Origin of the sequence: Pseudomonas bijieensis (assembly GCF_013347965.1) — a bacterium.
GTDB classification, from domain to species: domain Bacteria; phylum Pseudomonadota; class Gammaproteobacteria; order Pseudomonadales; family Pseudomonadaceae; genus Aquipseudomonas; species Aquipseudomonas bijieensis.
In genome coordinates, this window is record NZ_CP048810.1 from 4,568,153 (window position 1) to 4,586,799 (window position 18,647).

Here is an 18,647-nt window from a genome sequence, read left to right on the forward strand (position 1 = left end):
CCTTTACTGAAGATTGGTGAGCTTCTCGATGGCCTGGGAGCCTTTGCTGACTATTTTCGCGGTCATCAGGCTTTCCAGGTGGAAGGACGATAACGACCGGTTCGACTGCAACATATCTTGCGGGTCGGCGGTGCGGACGGCCTTGATCATGTCGCGGTTGGCGCGATCATCCAGACGCTGCAATTCGCCGGAGCGACTCGACAACGAGTCAATGATGCGTGCCGCGACATTGTTTTCGCTGTCCGGGGCGGGGGCTTTCTCGCGCATTTGTGCATTGAACCAACTGACATCGCTGGTTTCGGCACTGGCCTGTGGCCTGGCGCTCGTTTTGGCGGAAGTGGAGGCGAGGTTGCTGGGGTCGATGGCATGTACGTCCACGGAATATCTCCTGTTTCAATGGCTGGAATTCAAAGAGCGGGTGCCTTCAGGCGCACATCAGCCTCAAGACGTTGCGAGCGCTACCGGTGACGCTCAGGTGAAACTCGATTTCTTCCCGGCTGCGGCGCACGCGCTGGCGTATCGGGGCCTGTTGGCCGGCAAGGCGGGCCAGGGCGAAGTCCAGCTCTTCCAGGGCAAGCTGGAACAAGCGAGTTTCGCGAGCGTCCAGTGCCGTGCCGCGGGCAATGCGTTCGGTCCATGTCCACCGTTCTGCGTCGAGGGTCGCCGGTGGGGGATAGCGCGTCGGGTGCTGGTCCATGAATGCCGCGATCTCGAACAACAGGTCCTGGTCGTCCGGTTCATAGCGCGCCTGGCCGTCACCTTCGTCGATGTCCAGTAGCGTCAACAGTTTCCTTCGGCCCAGGACCGCGATGATCTTGAGCAGCAGCGACAGGCTCGCGTCATGACGACCGCGCCGCGTGGCGTGATCGCCCTCCATTTCCCAGGCACCGAACAACGCGCCACAGAAGGGGTTGTTGGCACTGCCGAAATCGCTTTGGCTGTCCAGATCATTGTCACCAATGGGTTGCCGGCGATGGGCGAACATCTGGGCCAGATCGTTGAACAGGTCTTCATTGGAATAGGCGTCATCGATGTCGACATCGAGGTTGGAACCGGTGCCGCTGTTGATCTCTTCCAGGATGTCTTCCAGCACCAGGCGCAAAGGGTCTTCGGTCTCTGCGGCCAATCTGTCCTTGGGGTTGCGCCAGCCAAAGCGAGACTGTCCGCCCGTCGAACCCTGTTCGTCGCCCCACTGGACGAGCGACTCCCGCAACCGGTCGCCGGCCCCATGCAATGCCAGGTGCTCGGCGACCACGTTCGCCAGGCCCGGTGGAGTCTGGGCAGGGCGCCGCGTGGGCTCGTCATGGGACAGGTCTCTGAGAGCACGAAGGCTGTCTGGCAAGTCAATGTGCATAGGGCCTCCTGCGCATCGCGCTTGAGGTTGCCCCGCCGAAGCGGGGACTGAAGCGGATGGGTCAGAATCGTATGCCTTTGGATGCCTCCCCCATGGCGGTGATGGCTTTGGTTGCGGTGTCCATCGACCCTGCCGCGATTGCGTTCATGGTGTCTGCGACCAGTTTCTTCTGGTCGAATTCGGATTTCATGGTTGTCATCGCAGCCGAGGTCGCGTCCATCTGCTGCATGGCAGCCGTGGAAGCCGCGAGAGAAAGTCCACCAAAACTCATAGTCGTATCTCCGGGTTGTGGAATGGCGAGACGATCGTGAGCGTCTCGATGGTTAAGTGGCGACCGTTGCGTAAACGGTTCCACCGATCCCACTCAACTCGTCGATATTTGCAGGCACTTCATTCGGTAATACAGGGTGCGCCGGGCGATACCCAGTTCGGCGATGACCTTGTCGATGCAATGATGGTGGCGGCGCATGCAGTCCTCGATGAGGATTTTCTCGAACTGCTGCAGGTGCTCCTTCAACTTGAGCGTTGAACTGTTGTGTTCCAGTGGTTCTGCGCGGGGCAGTGCCGGCAAGCCGAGCACATATCGCTTGGCGGCGGATTGCAGCTCGCGGATGTTTCCAGGCCAGGAGTAGCCGAGCAGTTGGCGCAACAGCGCTGGTGAGGGAGCGACATAGGGTCGGTCAAGTGCCTGGGCCTCCCGCCGCACCAGCGACTGGAACAGCGGCACGATGCGTTCCTTGCGGCTGCGCAGAGGGGGCAGCTTGAGGCTGATGATGTTCAGGCGAAAATAAAGGTCCCGGCGAAACTCGCCGCGTTCGACCATTTCCCCCAGTGGACACTGGGCGGAGGCGATGACCCGCATGTTCACCGGGATATTCTGGGTCGAGCCCAGCCGCTGGACCGTCCTCGACTCCAGGACACGCAGCAGCTTGGCTTGCAGGCCCAACGGCATGCTGTCGATTTCGTCCAGGTACAACGTGCCGTTATGCGCGGCTTCGACGAACCCCGCGCGATTTTGGCTGGCGCCGGTATACGCGCCGGTATTGGCCCCGAAGAGCTGGCTCTCGGCGAGTGTTTCGGGGATGGCGGCGCAGTTGATCGCAACGAACTTGCCGGAGCAACCCGACATGCGATGGATCTTTTCTGCCAGCGTGTCTTTACCGGTGCCAGTTTCGCCGCGCAGCAGCACGTCGATCATGAGCGGGGCGACACATTGGACAAACGCCTCGAGGTTGAGGGCGTCTTCTTTATGGGGATTGGAAAGTGCAGCGCATAGCAGCTTTTGCATCACTGACGATTCCATTCTTGTTTGGTTTAGGAAGGTCGACAAGTTGAAAGATGAAAAGGCGTGTGAAACTTCCTCGAGTTAGCGCCGCCGCGCGACTGCACTGGAAATCAACATTTTGTTGGTTACGAGGTTTAGAGAAGAGATTAAAAAAAAGTTCATGCTGGCACGGCCGCTGTTAATCGATTCAGCTAAACGGTCGGCACGCGCCAAATGCCCTGCACAACCCGCCTGGCACGGGGCACAGGCCGAAAAGGAGGGGCAATCGCGTCTTTGGGAAAAATTGGATCCGACAAACGGTTCAGCTCAGGCCCTTACTTTGAGTAAGAGCTCTAGAGGCGAGTACTGGGCTTAACTTTGTGGCGTCGCCCAAGAGCAAGCCGGCAATACGTGTTGTAGTTAATTTGTCAGTTTGAAACCGACCATGGGCAGTAACAGCCCACCGCCAACGTGTGAGTAGCATCAACTTCCCGGCCAATGCTCAATGCCTCCAGAATCGGTTCGATGAAGCTGTTGCTCGAGTTGCAGGTCAGGCCTTCGCTGTAGGGGCCGAAGTACGCCAGTTTGCCGCTGCGATCCCAGATTGCCACGGCCGGGCTGGCGGGAATCTGGTTCGATCCGGGAAGCGCCGGGAGGGTTTTCAAGCTGCTCAACGTGGCCGGCAGCCGACCTTGGCTGCCGGCTTTTTGTACCGCATAAAACTCGACGCCTTGCGGTACATATTTATCGATCAGCTCGGAAAGGTGCTGCTGGTTGCCGACGTTGCACGGGCATGCCGGGTCCCAGAAGTGCACCAGGCGTATCGCGCCAGGGCCGGCCAGATCGACAGGCAGGCGTAGAGGATCGCCGGAAAACACCGCGGTGTGTTGGCTGAAAGCCCGCAGGAAACGGCCCTGGAACCAGTCGTAGGCCGCCCACAATACGATGGCGCATCCGAGGGCAAGCAGGCTGGCGAGCAAGGTCGTGCGGTGGGATGGGCGCATGGAGTCGATCCTCTGAAGCCGCGTAGCTTGCCATGCCTGCCGCGACAGATGAATATCGCAGGCTTGTAAAGTCTGTTTCGCGCGATGCGCCCATGCCTGGAAACCTTGATGCCTGCCACTTTCGACCCCGATCTCCTGCGTGCCAGCCTGCAACCCTTGGCACAGTGGCAACCCCTGTCGGAACAAGCACAGGCTTATCAACGGTTCTATGGGCTGGACTTCCCCCAACGTGCGTTGCGCAGGGGGTTGGGGTGTTTCGAGATAAAAGGCTATGAACTGGTCAGCCAGGTCTGGTGGCCGGAAAAAGCCGTGGCAACGATGTTCGTGTTCCACGGTTACTACGATCACATGGGGCTGTACCGGCACTTGATCGAATGGGCCCTGGAGCAGAAATTCGCGGTGATCGCCTGCGACCTACCGGGCCACGGCCTGTCCAGTGGCGAACGCGCCAGCATCGAGGATTTTGCCGAGTACCAGGCCACCTTGCAGGGCCTGTTGGCCGAGGCCGGGACGCTGGACCTGCCGCAACCCTGGCACCTGTGCGGCCAAAGCACCGGCGGGGCCATCGTCGTCGATCACGTGCTTAACCAAGGCGCACAGAGCCCGGCCCAGGGCCAGGTCATCCTGCTGTCACCCCTGGTGCGGCCGCGGGCCTGGGGTTGGTCGCGCCTGAGTTATTACCTGCTCAAGCCGTTCGTGACCGGTATCGCCCGGCGTTTCAGCGAGAACTCCACCGACCCGCAGTTCCTGCCCTTCCTGCAAGCCGACCCGTTGCAACCTTTGCGCCTGCCCACCGCTTGGGTGGGTGCGTTGGGGCAATGGATCAAGCGTATCGAAGCCGCCCCGAGCAGCCCACGCCAGCCGTTGATCGTGCAGGGGCAGGCGGACATGACGGTGGATTGGGTGCACAACCTGCAAGTGCTGCGCAGCAAGTTCGACCGGCCGCAGATATTGATGTTGCCCGAGGGGCGTCATCATTTGGCGAATGAGGCGCTGGCGATACGGAAGGAGATGTTTGGGTTTTTGACGAAGCGGATGAGCCGGGTTCGGCGGTGACTGGGTTATTGCCATCGCGAGCAAGCTCGCTCCCACAGGGTATTTAAGTGAACCCAGGTTTTGTGATCGTCGCAGACCCAGTGTGGGAGCGAGCCTGCTCGCGATAGCGGTGTCAGGGGCACAGAAGAGCTACTGCCCGAGATTCTGCCCTACCGCCAACCCCGCCCGGATCGCTGCCAAAGCCGCCTGATAATAAGCCTGGCCCTCGGTCGACTCGGCGAAGGTGGCGAACTCTTCCAGCTCGGTATCCGTGAGGTCACGGTAGACGTACAGCAGCGTGTTGTTCAGGTCCGCGCCGATCTGTTCCATCAGCCGTTGGCGCTGGCCGTTCAACATGCCCTGGGCCTGACCAGCGCCCAAGAGCCCCGGGATCATCGAACTCAGGCTGTCGGCTGCCACGCCGGCGATCGCCAGGCTGACTTCGGCGCCGGCCTCGCGAGCGGGCAGGGCCTGGGCCAGGTGACCGATGATCAACAGGCGGTTGTCGCTGGCTTGCATCTTCGGCAGGCCCTTGGCGTTTTTCGCCAATTGATCGCGTCGGGTCGCCAGCAACTCGGCCGCCACGACCTTGCGGCCCAAAGGTGATTGGAAAAAGTTCAGGGCCGCTTGAGGGTCGCGAAGATTCTTGCGCATTTGCGCCTCGGCCCGCTGGTCCATGGCCTGGGGGGCGAAACGTTGATTGCTGTTGTTCACCAGCGCCTGGAACACCGCCGGCGGCAGGCTGCTCTGGTAGCGCTGCTGGGCGGCGCTCAAGGCATCATTGAAATGCGCCCGCTGTTCCGGCCAACCGGCGACCTTGTACAACTGGTCGTAGCTGTCTGCCCAGGCGGGCAAAACGCAGAACATCAACAGTGAGAAAAGCAAACGGCGCATAGGGACTCCTGTCAGCAGCCGACTATTCTCCGTGGGGTGTGGGGTCTTGTCGAGAATTCGTATCAAGTTCGTACGGCGGTGCTATCTGGCGGCAAAAAACCTGCCGAGCGTCGCTGTCGGTTTTGCAGGCACAGGCATACTATGCGCGCCATGCAAATACCTTCTGATCACCCGCTGCTGTTACGTATCGTCGACGACCTGGCCGAGCGCGGCTGGTCGCAGCAGAACCTCTTCCTGCCGCAGGCGCTGACCCGTGCCCTGGCGGCCGAATGCCGCCAGCGTGCCGCCGAGGGCGAACTGGCTCCGGCAGCGGTCGGGCGCGGGCCGTTCTCGGAGATCCGCGAAGGCATCCGGGGTGATCGCATCCAGTGGATCGAACCCGGCCAGGCGCAAGCCTGCGACCAATACCTGGTGCTGATGGACAGCCTGCGCGAGGCGATGAATCGAGGGCTGTTCCTGGGCCTGGAAGATTTCGAAAGTCACTTCGCCCTCTATCCTCCGGGGGCGTTCTACCTCAAGCACGTCGACCGCTTTCGCGATGACGACCGGCGCACGGTGTCGGCGGTGCTCTACCTCAACGACGATTGGTTGCCGGAACACGGCGGCCAGTTACGCATGTACCTGGACGATGGCGTGGAGCACGACGTGGTGCCCATTGGCGGTTGCCTGGTGGTGTTCCTGTCGGGCGACATCCCCCATGAAGTCCTGCCCGCCACCCGCGATCGCCTGTCCTTGACCGGTTGGTTCCGCCGTCGCGGCAACGAGTTGTTCTGACGATGGAAAAGATCCTGGTCAGTCGCTGCCTGCTCGGGCATCGCGTGCGCTACGACGGCGGTGCCAGTGGGCCGTTCGATCAACTCCAGCAATGGCTCGACGAGGGGCGGGTCGTGCCGTTGTGCCCGGAAGTCGCCGGCGGCTTGCCTACGCCTCGGGCGGCGGCGGAGATTCCTGGCGGGCAGGGCGGGCAAGTGCTCGACGGCCAGGCGGCGGTGATTACCACCGAAGGCGAGGATGTGAGTGCGCAGTTTCTGTCTGGTGCGAATCAAGCGCTGGAATTGGTGCGTGCCCATGGCATCCAGATCGCCGTGCTCAAGGCCAACAGCCCGTCGTGCGGAAACCTGTTGACCTATGACGGGACGTTCAGCGGTGTGAAGGTCAGTGGCGAAGGCGTGACGGCGGCGTTGCTCAAGCGCCATGGCGTGCGGGTGTTCAATGAGTTGGAATTGGCTGACGCGGCAGCGGCCCTCAAGGCCTTGATCAACGACTGATTGATTGCTTTTGTGGCGAGGGGAGCTTGCTCCCGCTGGGCTGCGAAGCGGCCCCAAAATGCCTGGACGCGGTTGGCCTGACACAGCGAGGTGTCAGGTTTCAGGGTTGCTTCGCAACCCACCGGGAGCAAGCTCCCTCGCCACAGGGTTTGTGTGCTTGCCAAAGGATTTTGTGTACGTGGCCACAGGCGCTGTGTCGCTTAGAGCCGCTGCGCCAACTGCTCAATCTGCTCCTGTCGCTCCGCCTGGCTCAACCGCGCCTGGGGATTGAGAGATGACCACTGCGGATGCGCCCGGGGCCTTGTTCAGGGCTTCGGGCAGCTTGCCTTCGCGCCAGGTCTTGTCCTGGGGTGTGGCGATGCGGATGCTGTCCATCGCCGCGTGGCCGCGTTGGTTGAGAGCTTGCAGCAGTTGGCGTTGGCGCAGGGCCAACAGGCGCAGCACGCTGTCGTCCACCGTCAGTTCCCGTTGCCCCTTGAGCTTGCCTATCAGCCGGTTGCCATAGCTGCGGGCGGTTTGCAGGGTGCCGCCGACAATGGCCCCGGCCAGGGCGGCGGCGCCAAGGGTCAGGCCGCCCACCAGCAAGTCGACGCCGGCCCCGGCCGCCGCGCCCGCCGCGATCCCGCCGCCGACCCGTACGCCCAATTGTTTGAGGGTCTCGGGGTTGAACAGGTCGTCGCCCCAGCGCCCGTCGAGCAGCGGCAGATCGCTGGCGGCAGCGTCCTGGGGCCTGAAAGCGTAGAGCTTGAGCAGGGCCTCGACGCAACGCTGCTCGCGCTGGCGCACCGCGTTGCGCAGTTCACTGATGGCTTCGCGTTCCAGCTCGGCGTCGCTGGCTACGCTGCGGCGGCAGGCGGCGCAGTCGATCAGCAGTTCGGCGATCAAGCGTCCCGCACTCTGTTGGCGAGCCAGGCGTTGGGCCTGTTGGTCAGTGACCAGTCGTTCCAATTGCCCACGGGCACTTTCCAGTAACAGTGCGAGGCTTTCATACAGGCGTCGCTCGCCGTCCTCGGGCGGGGCGACGCTGTCGAACCGTACCAGGGCGTGCAGGCCCAGGCGCGCCAGGGCTTCGCGCCAGTCGGGCTCGCGATGGTGGGCGCTGCTGACGAAATTCAATACCGGCAGCAGCGGCTTGCCACAACTGGCGAGGACTTCCAGCTCATCGCGGTACTTGGCCAGCACCGGCTCCCGGGCATCGATCACATACAGCCCGGCATCGCTGGCGAGCAGTTGCCGCAGCACCTTGGCTTCCTGTTCGAAGCGCTGCCGGGCCTCGCTGCCCTCGAGGAAACGGGCCAGGCGCGCCGGGCCGTCCAGGCGTTCACCCGGGCGCTCCAGGCGCTCGAGGTAATCGAGCAGGGCGATGGCGTCCTCCAGGCCCGGTGTGTCGTACAGCTCCAGCAGCGCTTCGCCGTCCACCGACAAACGCGCACCCTCGACATGCCGGGTGGTGCTCGGGCGATGGGACACCTCGCCGAAGCCGACGTCGCGGGTCAAGGTACGCAGCAGCGAGGTCTTGCCCACATTGGTGTGACCGACCACGGCCAGCTTCAGCGGCTTCATGGGCTCAGTCATGGCCGGTCTCCAACCAGTTCAAGGGCATGCAGTCGGCGAAGGGCAGCTGCAACTGTTGCAGCGCAGTGTGCCAGTCCCCCAGGCGTTCGGCGTCCAGCGCTTCGCCGGGCGGCGCCTGCAACAGCCAGACGCGGGTGGCGCTGGCGCTGCGGGCCAGCTCGGCGATCAGCGCCAGGCTGCCGCGATCCGGTGAACGCCGTGGGTCACAGGCAATGGCCAGTCGTGCCGGAGGAAAGCGTGACAGTTGTTCGAGGAGTTTGTGGCGCGACTCGCGGCTGTCGAGGATGCCGGCGTTTTTCACGGTTTCGGGCAGCTTGGGCGGCCAAGGTCGGTCGTCCAGTTCGATCGCCACCAGCAGCGCGCCGTCGCTGTCCATTGCACTGACCGCATTTTCGATGGCGTGCAATTGCGCGGGTGCGGCGTCGTTGACCCCCAGGCGCTCGCTGCTGGGCATCAGCCGTTCACGCAATTGGGCGTAGCCCGGCAGGTTCAAATCCAGGCGCAGCGTGGCCCGACCACGCCGCCAGTGCCACAGACACAGCAGCGCCAGGCCCAGGCGCGGCACCACGCCATAGACCAGCAGCACGCCCACCAGCCAGGCGGCCCAGGCCTGGCGGGCGCTCTCGATGTTCAGCGCGGTGTCGCCACTGGCGCGGATCATCTCCACTGCTGGCACACTGAAGCCCAGCAGGGCAGGCAGCGCGCCGAGGGCTTGGGTCATGGCGACGAAGGTGTCGCTGCCCAGCAGGGTGGTTTCCCAGACGAAGCCATAGCGCCGGGTCGCCATCAGCAGCAACACAATGACCAGCGCACTGAGCATCGCCAGCAGCCACAGGCCATTCACCAACACGCCGAGGGCCCAGCGATTGAGTTTATGCCTTTGCAGCAACAGCAGCAGGGCCGGCGCCAGTTGGGCGGCCTTGGCATCGCGGGCGAGTTTTTCGCTGAGCCACAGCCACAGGCGCCCCAGTGCGGCACCTTGCTCACCGGCGAAGATCAGGCCCAGGGCCCAGGAGATGAGCAGAATCAGGTTCAGCCCCAAAAGGCTGCCCAAGGCCCAGAACACGTTGACCGGGGTTTGCCCGTCGCCGAGTGCGGCAAACCCCAGGCCGGCACCACTGATGATGGCGAGCAGCGCCAATGCGATCAGCGCCAGGCGCGCCCCTTGCAGCCAATGGCGCAGGGCCTCGGTGAGGCCATCGCGCTCGGCCAGCCAGCGGGCGCGGTGGCGGATGCGGGTGGCTAAGTTGCCGCCTGATGCGCGGGCCAGGCGATTGGCTTCCTGGTCCTCGAGCGGGCCGGCGTGTTCTTCACGCAGGCGTATCGTCTCGGTCAACCAGAGGTTCTGCAGTGCTGTCACGGGTGCTTCCGTTGCTCGAATGAGGGTTGAGCATAACCGCTGTGATGCCTGTCGGGGTACGCCGAGCCTCTGGTATCCTCGCGGCCATGAACAAAACTCTCCCCTTAAGCCTGATCGCAGCCCTCGGTGAAAACCGTGTGATCGGCGTCGACAACAGCATGCCCTGGCACCTGCCAGGGGATTTCAAATACTTCAAGGCCACCACCCTGGGCAAACCGATCATCATGGGGCGCAAGACCTGGGACTCCCTTGGTCGACCGCTGCCGGGGCGCTTGAACATCGTGGTCAGCCGTCAGCCGGACTTGGTGCTGGAGGGCGCCGAAGTGTTTTCCTCCTTGGAGGCAGCAGTGGCGCGGGCCGAGGCGTGGGCGCTGGAACAGGGCGTCGACGAGTTGATGTTGATCGGCGGTGCCCAGCTGTACGCCCAGGCCCTGGAGCAGGCGGATCGGCTGTACCTGACCCGCGTGGCGCTGAGCCCGGAAGGGGATGCGTGGTTTCCGCAATTTGATTCGAGCCAGTGGAAGCTGGTGTCGAACCAGCCGAACCCGGCCGAAGGGGACAAGCCGGCCTACAGCTTTGAGGTGTGGGAAAAACTGTAAGCCCTGTGGGAACTATACCTGTGGGAGCAAGGCTTTGCTCCCACAGGTATCAGGCAATCAAGCGTGCACCAACTCCCCATGCTCCTCGGCATCCAGCAGGGCCTTGTCGGTCTGCTGCATCACCTGGCTGGTGATCGCCCCGGCGGTGATCGAGCCGCTGACGTTCAGCGCCGTACGCCCCATGTCGATCAGTGGCTCGACGGAGATCAGCAACGCCACCAGCGCGACCGGCAAGCCCATGGCCGGCAGCACGATCAACGCGGCAAATGTGGCGCCGCCACCGACCCCGGCCACCCCGGCCGAACTCAACGTCACGATCGCCACCAGCGTCGCGATCCATAGCGGATCCAGCGGGTTGATGCCCACGGTCGGCGCGACCATCACCGCCAGCATGGCTGGATAAAGACCGGCACAACCATTCTGGCCGATGGTGGCGCCGAACGAGGCGCTGAAGCTGGCAATCGCCCGCGGGATGCCGAGGCGGCTGGTCTGGGCTTCGATGCTCAACGGGATGGTCGCGGCGCTGGAGCGGCTGGTGAAGGCGAAGGTCAGCACCGGCCAGATCTTGCGGAAAAACCGCAGCGGGTTGATCCCGGCGGCGGACACCAGCAGGCCATGGACCACGAACATCAGGCCCAGCCCCAGGTACGACACCACCACGAAGCTGCCGAGCTTGATGATGTCCTGCAAGTTGGAGCCAGCTACCACCTTAGTCATCAGGGCCAGCACGCCGTACGGGGTGAGCTTCATCACCAGGCGCACCAGGCGCGTCACCCAGCTTTGCAGGGTGTCGATGGCGTTGATCACTTTCTGGCCTTTTTCCACGTCATCCTTGAGCAGATGCAACGCCGCGACACCGAGGAACGCGGCGAAAATCACCACGCTGATGATCGAGGTCGGCTTGGCCCGGGCCAGGTCGGCAAAGGGGTTCTGCGGAATGAACGACAGCAGCAACTGCGGGATATTCAGGTCGGCGACCTTGCCGGCATAGTCGCTCTGGATCACCTGCAGGCGCGCCAGTTCCTGGGTACCGGCCACCAGGCCTTCGGCGGTGAGGCCGAACAGGTTGGTCAGGCCGATGCCGATCAGCGCGGCGATGGCGGTGGTGAACAACAGCGTGCCGATGGTCAGGAAGCTGATCTTGCCCAGGGACGAAGCGTTATGCAGACGGGCCACGGCGCTGAGGATCGAGGCGAAGACCAGCGGGATGACGATCATTTGCAGCAACTGTACGTAGCCGTTGCCCACCAGGTCGAACCAGCCGATCGAGGCCTTGAGCACCGGGTTGCCGGCGCCGTAAATCGTGTGTAGGGCAATACCGAACACCACGCCCAGCACCAGCGCCAGCAGCACCTTCCTGGCCAGGCTCCAGGTGCGGTGACGGGTTTGCGCCAGGCCGAACAGCAAGGCGAGGAATACCAGCAGATTGAGGATCAGCGGCAGATTCATCTAAAGAGACTCCGATAAGACGTGCCAGTCGCCCGAAGCCGCGACTGTGAGCCGGGAAGCCTAACAGCCTGATAACTAATGAATTAATACTAAAAACGCATGTAGATTGTCGTTTATGGAATAAGGCAGTGACGTTTACGGGTATGTCGCTGGCGCTATCAAGATGTAAGCGGTCGCCCACAGGCGAGGACTGTCACAGGCATTTGTTAGCGTCGAGTTCTTCAAACCTGGGAGGAATGCCGATGAAGCTCGTACCTCGTTTTCTCGCTGTCGCCTTGAGCCTGGGCCTTGCCGGCCAAGTGCTCGCCACCGAACTCAAGCACTGGCCGGCCGAGCAGGCCAAGGCCTTGGACGCGATGATCGCAGCCAACGCCAACAAGGGTAACTACGCGGTGTTCGACATGGACAACACCAGTTACCGCTACGACCTTGAAGAATCGTTGCTGCCGTTCATGGAGAACAAGGGCCTCATCACCCGTGAAAGCCTGGACCCGTCCTTGAAACTGATGCCGTTCAAGGACACGGCTGACCACAAGGAAAGTCTGTTCAGCTATTACTATCGCCTGTGCGAAGTGGACGACATGGTTTGCTACCCGTGGGTGGCCCAGGTGTTTTCCGGTTTTACCCTCAAGGAGCTCAAGGGGTATGTCGATGAGCTGATGGCGTCCGGCAAGCCCGTGCCGACCACCTATTACGACGGCGACAAAGTGGTCCAGTACAACGTCAACCCGCCCAAGATCTTCACCGGCCAGGCCGAGCTGTACAACAAGCTGATGGAAAACGGCATCGAGGTCTATGTCATGACCGCGGCGTCGGAAGAGCTGGTGCGCATGGTCGCCTCCGATCCGAAGTACGGCTACAACCTCAAGCCGCAGAACGTGATAGGTGTGACCACGCTGCTCAAGGACCGCAAGACCGGCGAGCTGACCACCGCTCGCAAACAGATCACCAACGGAAAATATGACGAGAAGGCCAACCTCGGCCTGGAATACACGCCTTATCTGTGGACCCCGGCGACCTGGATGGCCGGCAAGCACGCGGCGATCCTGACCTACATCGACGAATGGAAAAAACCGGTGCTGGTGGCGGGTGACACACCGAGCAGTGACGGCTACATGCTGTTCCACGATGTGGACGTGGCCAAGGGCGGCATTCACCTGTGGGTCAACCGCAAGGACAAATACATGACCCAGATTAACGGCATGATGGCCAAGCACGCTGCGGCCCAGGCCAAGGAAGGGCTACCGGTGACGGCGGACAAGAACTGGGTGATCGTCAAGCCCGAGGATATCCAGTAAACCCGGGTTGCGGATGAACTCACCAACCCTGTGGGAGCGAGCCTGCTCGCGATGGCGTCAGGTCAGCGGCATTTTTTTTGGCTGATACGCCGCTATCGCGAGCAGGCTCGCTCCCACAGTTGATCATCTGTGACCTGTCTCACCGCAAAGAAAATGCCCCGCACTTGGCGGGGCATTTTTATTGCGGCTAACGACGCTTACAGGCCGTCGAGCATCGCCTTGTTCCGCACCGCGCCCTTGTCGGCGCTGGTGGCGAGCAGGGCGTAGGCCTTGAGCGCGGTGGTGACTTTGCGCGGACGCACTTCCACCGGCTTCCAGCCTTTGTTGTCCTGTTCGACGCGGCGACCGGCCAGTTCTTCGTCGCTGATCAACAGGTTGATCGAGCGGTTCGGAATGTCGATCAGGACCTTGTCGCCATCGCGCACCAGGCCGATGGCACCTCCAGCCGCCGCTTCCGGCGAGGCGTGGCCGATGGACAGGCCCGAGGTGCCGCCAGAGAAGCGGCCGTCGGTCAGCAGGGCGCAGGCTTTGCCCAGGCCCTTGGACTTCAGGTAGGAGGTTGGGTAGAGCATTTCCTGCATGCCCGGGCCGCCTTTCGGACCTTCGTAGCGAATGATCACGATGTCGCCGGCCTTCACTTCGTCGGCGAGGATGCCGCGCACGGCACTGTCCTGGCTTTCGAAAATCTTCGCGTTGCCTTCGAACACATGGATCGACTCGTCGACGCCGGCGGTCTTCACCACGCAGCCGTCCAGGGCGATGTTGCCGTACAGCACGGCCAGACCGCCTTCCTTGGAGTAGGCGTGCTCGACGCTGCGGATGCAGCCGTTTTCACGGTCGTCGTCCAGGGTTTCCCAACGGGTCGACTGGCTGAACGCGGTTTGCGTCGGAATGCCTGCCGGGCCAGCCTTGAAGAAGTGATGCACGGCTTCGTCGGTGGTCTGGGTGATGTCCCACTTGGCGATGGCCTCGGCCATGGTCTTGCTGTGCACGGTCGGCAGGTCGGTGTGCAACAGGCCGCCACGGGCCAGGGAGCCGAGGATGCTGAAGATCCCACCGGCACGGTGCACGTCTTCCATGTGGTACTTCTGGATGTTCGGCGCGACCTTGCACAGTTGCGGTACGTGACGGGACAGGCGGTCGATGTCGCGCAGGTCGAAATCGATCTCGGCTTCCTGGGCAGCGGCCAGCAAGTGCAGGATGGTGTTGGTGGAACCGCCCATGGCGATGTCCAGGGTCATGGCGTTTTCGAACGCCTTGAAGTTGGCGATGTTGCGCGGCAGCACCGATTCGTCGTTTTCGCCGTAGTAGCGCTTGCACAGCTCGACGATGGTCCGGCCGGCTTGCAGGAACAGTTGTTCGCGATCGCTGTGGGTAGCCAGGGTCGAACCGTTGCCCGGCAGGGCCAGGCCCAGGGCTTCGGTCAGGCAGTTCATCGAGTTGGCGGTGAACATGCCGGAGCACGAACCGCAGGTCGGGCAGGCGCTGCGCTCGTATTCGGCGACCTTCTCGTCAGAGGCGCTGGAGTCGGCGGCAATCACCATGGCATCCACCAGGTCGAGACCGTGGCTGGCAAGCTTGGTCTTGCCCGCTTCCATCGGCCCGCCGGAAACGAAGATCACCGGGATGTTCAGGCGCAGGGCAGCCATGAGCATGCCTGGGGTGATCTTGTCGCAGTTGGAAATGCACACGATGGCGTCGGCGCAGTGGGCGTTGACCATGTATTCCACGGAGTCGGCGATGATCTCGCGGCTCGGCAGCGAATAGAGCATGCCGTCGTGGCCCATGGCGATGCCGTCGTCCACGGCGATGGTGTTGAATTCCTTGGCAACGCCGCCGGCGCGTTCGATTTCCCGGGCGACCAATTGGCCCAGGTCCTTGAGGTGGACGTGGCCCGGTACGAACTGGGTGAAGGAGTTGGCAATGGCGATGATCGGCTTCTTGAAGTCGTCATCCTTCATCCCCGTGGCGCGCCACAAGGCACGGGCGCCGGCCATGTTGCGGCCATGGGTGGATGTTTTCGAGCGGTAATCAGGCATGGAGCACTCCGGGCGGCTAATCAGATATCAAAGGGGAAGTGAGCTTCTGTCGACGTCTGGAGCACCCGGGTTTGGCCGTGTGTCCGGAAGTGGCCGATGACTTTGCAGGATCACTGCGCGCCTCAGCATGAGCTCATAAACCCGCCGGGGATGAATGGCGATGAATGTCGCGATTCTACACCGCTGGCGCCAGGATGAAATGACGCAAAGCGCTGATCGGACGCCAATGTCGCGCTTGGGATGACGACTGGCAGGGTTCAGCCGACCAACAACCCGCTGTTACGCTGTCGGAGCAGGGTGACTTGCAAGGTGGGGACTGATCGGACACGCGAAAAAAATCGCAGCCAAGGCTGCGATCAGGTTGCCAGCCGGGGGGCTCAGCGCTACGGCACTGGCCCCGCCCGGCCTCAGCTGTTGGGCAACAACCGGCAGGTAATGCTCTTGATGTAGCGGGTTTCGGCGATGGCCGGGTGTACCGGATGGTCCGGCCCCTGGCCGCCGCGCTCGAGCAGTTGGATGTTGCGGTCCAGATGGCGGGCGCTGGTCAGCAAGATGTTTTGCAGGTCGTCTTCGGGCAGGTGCATCGAGCACGACGCGCTGACCAGGATGCCGTCCTTGCTGAGCAGGCGCATGGCTTGCTCATTGAGGCGGCGATAGGCGCCTTCGCCGTTCTTCAGGTCCTTCTTGCGCTTGATGAAGGCCGGTGGGTCGGCCACGATCACGTCGAAACGCTCTTCGCTGGCCTTGAGCTCCTTCAGGGCCTCGAACACATCGCCTTCGATGCAGGTCAGTTTCTCGGCAAAGCCGTTCAACGCGGCGTTGCGCTCGACGCCATCGAGGGCAAAGGCCGAGGCATCGACGCAGAACACTTCACTGGCGCCGAACGCTGCGGCTTGCACGCCCCAGCCGCCGATATAGCTGAACAGGTCCAGTACGCGCTTGCCCTTGGCATAGGGTGCCAGGCGTGCGCGGTTCATGCGGTGGTCGTAGAACCAGCCGGTTTTCTGGCCTTCCATGACCGGCGCTTCGAACTTCACGCCGTTCTCTTCCAGGGCGACCCATTCCGGCACCAGGCCGAACACGGTCTCGACGTAGCGGTTCAGGCCTTCGGCATCGCGGGCGGCGGAGTCGTTCTTGAACAGGATGCCGCTGGGCTTGAGCACCTGGGTCAGGGCGGCGATCACGTCGTCCTTGTGGGCTTCCATGGTGGCGGAGGCGATCTGCACCACCAGGATATCGCCGAAACGGTCGACCACCAGGCCCGGCAGCAGGTCGGAATCGCCGTAGACCAGGCGATAGAACGGCTTGTCGAACAGGCGTTCGCGCAACGACAGCGCTACGTTGAGGCGATGCACCAGCAGGGATTTGTCCAGCGGCAGCTTCACGTCACGGGACAACAGGCGGGCGCAGATCAGGTTGTTGGGGCTCATCGCGACGATGCCCAGCGGCTTGCCGCCGGCGGCCTCGAGGATGGCCTGGTCGCCGGCCTTGAAGCCGTGCAGAGGGGTGGCCGCTACATCGATTTCGTTACTGTAGACCCACAGGTGGCCGGCGCGCAGGCGACGGTCGGCGTTGGCTTTGAGGCGCAGGCTAGGCAGGGACATGACGTCGCTCCGGAAAAAAGAGCGGGAGTATACCGTGTTGAAGTGTACGGCGGGTTTGAAGGGCGATGAAACGTGGGCGCACGCCCTGTCGGCAAGCCGAACACGGAACCTGTGGCGAGGGGATTTATCCCCGCTGGGCTGCGAAGCAGCCCTAAAACCTGGGAACGCGATGTATTAGCCTGACCGAGCCAGCTATTTTGGGGACCGCTTCGCGCTCCAGCGGGGATAAATCCCCTCGCCACAGGTACATCGTGTCCCCGGCTCGACAGTTTGGCAGTGGCCTCGAGTTATCAAGCGGACAACGCGCTGAGCAACTCGCGGTTGAATGCCGGGATGTCATCGGGCTGGCGGCTGCTGATCAACGTGCCGTCCTTGACCACTTCCTGGTCGACCCAGTTCGCGCCAGCATTGACCAGGTCATCCTTGAGGGTCTTGTAGCTTGTCATGGTCTTGCCCTTGACCAGCCCGCTCGACACCAGCAGCCAGCCACCATGGCAGATCACCGCAATGGGCTTGCCTGCCAACTCGAAGCCCTTGACCAGTTTCTGCGCGTCGGGGTCGATGCGGATGGTGTCGGAGTTCTGCACGCCACCGGGCAGCACCACGGCGTCGTACTGCTCGACATTGGCGGCCTTGAAGGTCAGGTCAATCGGGAAGTCGTCGGCCGGCTGGTCATGGTTCCAACCCTTGACCTGGCCTTCACGGGCCGAAACGATGTCCACTTTGACGCCGGCCTGTTCCAGCGCCTGCTGGGGGCCTGTCAGTTCGGCTTGTTCAAAACCGTCGGTCACCAGGATGGCGACACGTTTGCTGTTCAGGGAGCCTGGCATGAATAAATCTCCTCAAGCTGAGTGACTGGACTGCCGACTCAAGCCTGTAGGCAGGCTTGGCTGTCGGCCCTGTAAAGTCCGAAGCCGATGCCTGGATGAAAGTTCCGCCGATCTACCCGGCGGTGTATCGGATCCATCTTTAAGGGTTAGAATCCCCACCTGACCCAGAGTGTGTACTCATGTCCCAAGAACTTTCCGCCGAACAGATCCAACAGTCCCTGCAAGGGATCAGTGTGCCGCCCCAGCCGCAGATCATGGTGGATCTGCAGATGGAACAGTACATGCCCGACCCGGACCTGGAGACCATCGCCAAGTTGATCTCCCAGGATCCGGGCCTCTCGGGGGCCTTGCTCAAGATCGTCAACTCGCCGTATTACGGCCTGCGCAACAAGATCACCTCGATCCAGCGTGCGGTGAACCTGTTGGGCAGCCGTTCGATCATCAACCTGATCAATGCGCAGTCGATCAAGGGCGAGCTGCACGACGACGCCATCGTCACCCTGAATCGCTTCTGGGATACCGCCCAGGACGTGGCGATGACCAGCCTGACCCTGGCCAAGCGGGTCGGCCTGGAGAATGGCGACGAAGCCTATGCGTTGGGCTTGTTCCACGACTGCGGCGTACCGCTGATGCTCAAGCAGTTCCCCAACTACATGGGCGTGTTGGAAGAGGCCTACGCCAATGCCAGCGCCGAATGCCGGGTGGTGGACACCGAGAACCGCGTGTTCAACACCAACCATGCTGTGGTCGGTTACTACACCTCCAAGTCCTGGCGCCTGCCGGATCACGTCAGCCAGGCCATCGCCAACCACCACAACGCCCTGGCGATCTTCAGCGACGAGTCTTCACGCAATAACAGCCAGCTGAAAAACCTGCTGGCGATCCTGAAAATGTCCGAGAATATCTGTGCGTCCCATCGGGTGCTCGGCAATCAGGCCGAAGACCATGAGTGGGCGTGTGTCGGGCCGTTGGTGCTCGATTACATCGGTTTGTCGGAATACGACTTCCAGACCCAGAAACAGGAAATTCGCGACCTCGCCTCTCGTTGAGTGCGCAGCTTCGCCTGACTCGAGA

17 protein-coding genes and 1 pseudogene are annotated in these 18,647 nt (G+C 62.4%); 6 read left to right on the plus strand and 12 right to left on the minus strand.

Going from position 1 to position 18,647, the window contains the following annotated elements:
* Window positions 1-3: 3 nt before the first annotated feature.
* The 5 genes from sctI to GN234_RS20010 all read right to left on the minus strand — a co-directional run bounded on the left by sctI (window position 4) and on the right by GN234_RS20010 (window position 3,622).
* Window positions 4-378, minus strand: coding sequence for a type III secretion system inner rod subunit SctI (gene sctI, locus GN234_RS19990; protein ID WP_109752471.1), 375 nt, complete (start codon window positions 376-378; stop codon window positions 4-6).
* Between the two features lie 46 nt (window positions 379-424).
* Complete coding sequence (locus GN234_RS19995) at window positions 425-1,354, minus strand: type III secretion protein (RefSeq protein WP_176688957.1); 930 nt, start codon at window positions 1,352-1,354, stop codon at window positions 425-427.
* A gap of 61 nt (window positions 1,355-1,415) precedes the next feature.
* On the minus strand, window positions 1,416-1,625 hold the full coding sequence (locus GN234_RS20000; RefSeq protein WP_109752469.1) for a type III secretion apparatus protein RspA: 210 nt from the start codon (window positions 1,623-1,625) through the stop codon (window positions 1,416-1,418).
* 93 nt (window positions 1,626-1,718) lie between these two features.
* Window positions 1,719-2,642 carry a sigma 54-interacting transcriptional regulator gene (locus GN234_RS20005; protein WP_116833683.1) on the minus strand — a complete coding sequence of 308 codons (924 nt, stop codon included), beginning with the start codon at window positions 2,640-2,642 and terminating at the stop codon, window positions 1,719-1,721.
* Between the two features lie 404 nt (window positions 2,643-3,046).
* The gene (locus tag GN234_RS20010; RefSeq protein ID WP_109752464.1) at window positions 3,047-3,622 is read right to left on the minus strand and encodes a DUF6436 domain-containing protein; all 576 of its coding nucleotides are present in this window, start codon (window positions 3,620-3,622) and stop codon (window positions 3,047-3,049) included.
* A 108-nt stretch (window positions 3,623-3,730) separates the two neighbouring features.
* Here GN234_RS20010 and bipL point away from each other — a divergent pair, with 108 nt between their 5' ends.
* Window positions 3,731-4,678, plus strand: a complete 948-nt coding sequence (bipL, locus tag GN234_RS20015; protein WP_163856270.1) for a phospholipase BipL — start codon at window positions 3,731-3,733, stop codon at window positions 4,676-4,678.
* A 129-nt stretch (window positions 4,679-4,807) separates the two neighbouring features.
* On the opposite strand, the gene GN234_RS20020 is transcribed toward bipL, so the two are convergent.
* Window positions 4,808-5,551, minus strand: a complete 744-nt coding sequence (locus tag GN234_RS20020) for a DUF2059 domain-containing protein (protein WP_109752461.1) — start codon at window positions 5,549-5,551, stop codon at window positions 4,808-4,810.
* A gap of 141 nt (window positions 5,552-5,692) precedes the next feature.
* On the opposite strand from GN234_RS20020, the gene GN234_RS20025 reads away from it, so the two are divergent.
* Window positions 5,693-6,325, plus strand: a complete 633-nt coding sequence (locus tag GN234_RS20025; protein ID WP_116833680.1) for a 2OG-Fe(II) oxygenase — start codon at window positions 5,693-5,695, stop codon at window positions 6,323-6,325.
* 2 nt (window positions 6,326-6,327) lie between these two features.
* Window positions 6,328-6,819: a 2-thiouracil desulfurase family protein gene (locus GN234_RS20030; RefSeq protein ID WP_176688958.1), complete on the plus strand. Its 492-nt coding sequence runs from the start codon at window positions 6,328-6,330 to the stop codon at window positions 6,817-6,819.
* A gap of 200 nt (window positions 6,820-7,019) precedes the next feature.
* Here GN234_RS20030 and GN234_RS20035 read toward each other — a convergent pair.
* Together GN234_RS20035 and GN234_RS20040 are read right to left on the minus strand one after the other, a co-directional pair.
* Window positions 7,020-8,394: pseudogene (locus GN234_RS20035) on the minus strand (GTPase/DUF3482 domain-containing protein).
* The gene (locus tag GN234_RS20040) at window positions 8,387-9,754 is read right to left on the minus strand and encodes a DUF2868 domain-containing protein (protein ID WP_176688959.1); all 1,368 of its coding nucleotides are present in this window, start codon (window positions 9,752-9,754) and stop codon (window positions 8,387-8,389) included. The pseudogene GN234_RS20035 and the gene GN234_RS20040 overlap by 8 nt, the downstream one beginning before the upstream one ends.
* An 86-nt stretch (window positions 9,755-9,840) precedes the next feature.
* Between GN234_RS20040 and GN234_RS20045 the strand changes: the two genes are divergently transcribed.
* Complete coding sequence (locus tag GN234_RS20045; protein ID WP_109752452.1) at window positions 9,841-10,353, plus strand: dihydrofolate reductase; 513 nt, start codon at window positions 9,841-9,843, stop codon at window positions 10,351-10,353.
* Between the two features lie 57 nt (window positions 10,354-10,410).
* Here GN234_RS20045 and GN234_RS20050 read toward each other — a convergent pair whose 3' ends face one another.
* Window positions 10,411-11,802, minus strand: a complete 1,392-nt coding sequence (locus tag GN234_RS20050) for an L-cystine transporter (RefSeq protein ID WP_176688960.1) — start codon at window positions 11,800-11,802, stop codon at window positions 10,411-10,413.
* Between the two features lie 242 nt (window positions 11,803-12,044).
* Here GN234_RS20050 and GN234_RS20055 point away from each other — a divergent pair, with 242 nt between their 5' ends.
* Entirely contained in the window at window positions 12,045-13,100 is a 1,056-nt protein-coding gene (locus GN234_RS20055; protein ID WP_109752449.1) for an HAD family hydrolase, read from the plus strand.
* Window positions 13,101-13,297: 197 nt separating this feature from the next.
* Here the strand turns inward: GN234_RS20055 and ilvD are convergent, their stop codons facing one another.
* From ilvD to GN234_RS20070, 3 genes are all read right to left on the minus strand, one after another.
* Window positions 13,298-15,139 carry a dihydroxy-acid dehydratase gene (gene ilvD / locus GN234_RS20060; RefSeq protein WP_109752447.1) on the minus strand — a complete coding sequence of 614 codons (1,842 nt, stop codon included), beginning with the start codon at window positions 15,137-15,139 and terminating at the stop codon, window positions 13,298-13,300.
* A 407-nt stretch (window positions 15,140-15,546) separates the two neighbouring features.
* The gene (locus GN234_RS20065) at window positions 15,547-16,743 is read right to left on the minus strand and encodes a class I SAM-dependent rRNA methyltransferase (protein ID WP_003206543.1); all 1,197 of its coding nucleotides are present in this window, start codon (window positions 16,741-16,743) and stop codon (window positions 15,547-15,549) included.
* A gap of 290 nt (window positions 16,744-17,033) precedes the next feature.
* Window positions 17,034-17,573 (minus strand): type 1 glutamine amidotransferase domain-containing protein, encoded by a 540-nt coding sequence (locus GN234_RS20070; RefSeq protein WP_176688961.1) that lies wholly within the window; start codon window positions 17,571-17,573, stop codon window positions 17,034-17,036.
* 233 nt (window positions 17,574-17,806) lie between these two features.
* Here GN234_RS20070 and GN234_RS20075 point away from each other — a divergent pair, with 233 nt between their 5' ends.
* Entirely contained in the window at window positions 17,807-18,622 is an 816-nt protein-coding gene (locus GN234_RS20075) for an HDOD domain-containing protein (protein ID WP_162893932.1), read from the plus strand.
* Window positions 18,623-18,647: the final 25 nt, after the last annotated feature.

Coding starts and splice junctions, on each gene's coding strand:
- GN234_RS19995 (WP_176688957.1), bottom strand. CDS start 1,354: ATGCACATTGACTTGCCAGACAGCCTTCGTGCTCTCAGAGACCTGTCC.
- GN234_RS20000 (WP_109752469.1), bottom strand. CDS start 1,625: ATGAGTTTTGGTGGACTTTCTCTCGCGGCTTCCACGGCTGCCATGCAG.
- GN234_RS20005 (WP_116833683.1), bottom strand. CDS start 2,642: ATGCAAAAGCTGCTATGCGCTGCACTTTCCAATCCCCATAAAGAAGAC.
- GN234_RS20010 (WP_109752464.1), bottom strand. CDS start 3,622: ATGCGCCCATCCCACCGCACGACCTTGCTCGCCAGCCTGCTTGCCCTC.
- bipL (WP_163856270.1), top strand. CDS start 3,731: ATGCCTGCCACTTTCGACCCCGATCTCCTGCGTGCCAGCCTGCAACCC.
- GN234_RS20020 (WP_109752461.1), bottom strand. CDS start 5,551: ATGCGCCGTTTGCTTTTCTCACTGTTGATGTTCTGCGTTTTGCCCGCC.
- GN234_RS20025 (WP_116833680.1), top strand. CDS start 5,693: ATGCGCGCCATGCAAATACCTTCTGATCACCCGCTGCTGTTACGTATC.
- GN234_RS20030 (WP_176688958.1), top strand. CDS start 6,328: ATGGAAAAGATCCTGGTCAGTCGCTGCCTGCTCGGGCATCGCGTGCGC.
- GN234_RS20045 (WP_109752452.1), top strand. CDS start 9,841: ATGAACAAAACTCTCCCCTTAAGCCTGATCGCAGCCCTCGGTGAAAAC.
- GN234_RS20050 (WP_176688960.1), bottom strand. CDS start 11,802: ATGAATCTGCCGCTGATCCTCAATCTGCTGGTATTCCTCGCCTTGCTG.
- GN234_RS20055 (WP_109752449.1), top strand. CDS start 12,045: ATGAAGCTCGTACCTCGTTTTCTCGCTGTCGCCTTGAGCCTGGGCCTT.
- ilvD (WP_109752447.1), bottom strand. CDS start 15,139: ATGCCTGATTACCGCTCGAAAACATCCACCCATGGCCGCAACATGGCC.
- GN234_RS20065 (WP_003206543.1), bottom strand. CDS start 16,743: ATGTCCCTGCCTAGCCTGCGCCTCAAAGCCAACGCCGACCGTCGCCTG.
- GN234_RS20070 (WP_176688961.1), bottom strand. CDS start 17,573: ATGCCAGGCTCCCTGAACAGCAAACGTGTCGCCATCCTGGTGACCGAC.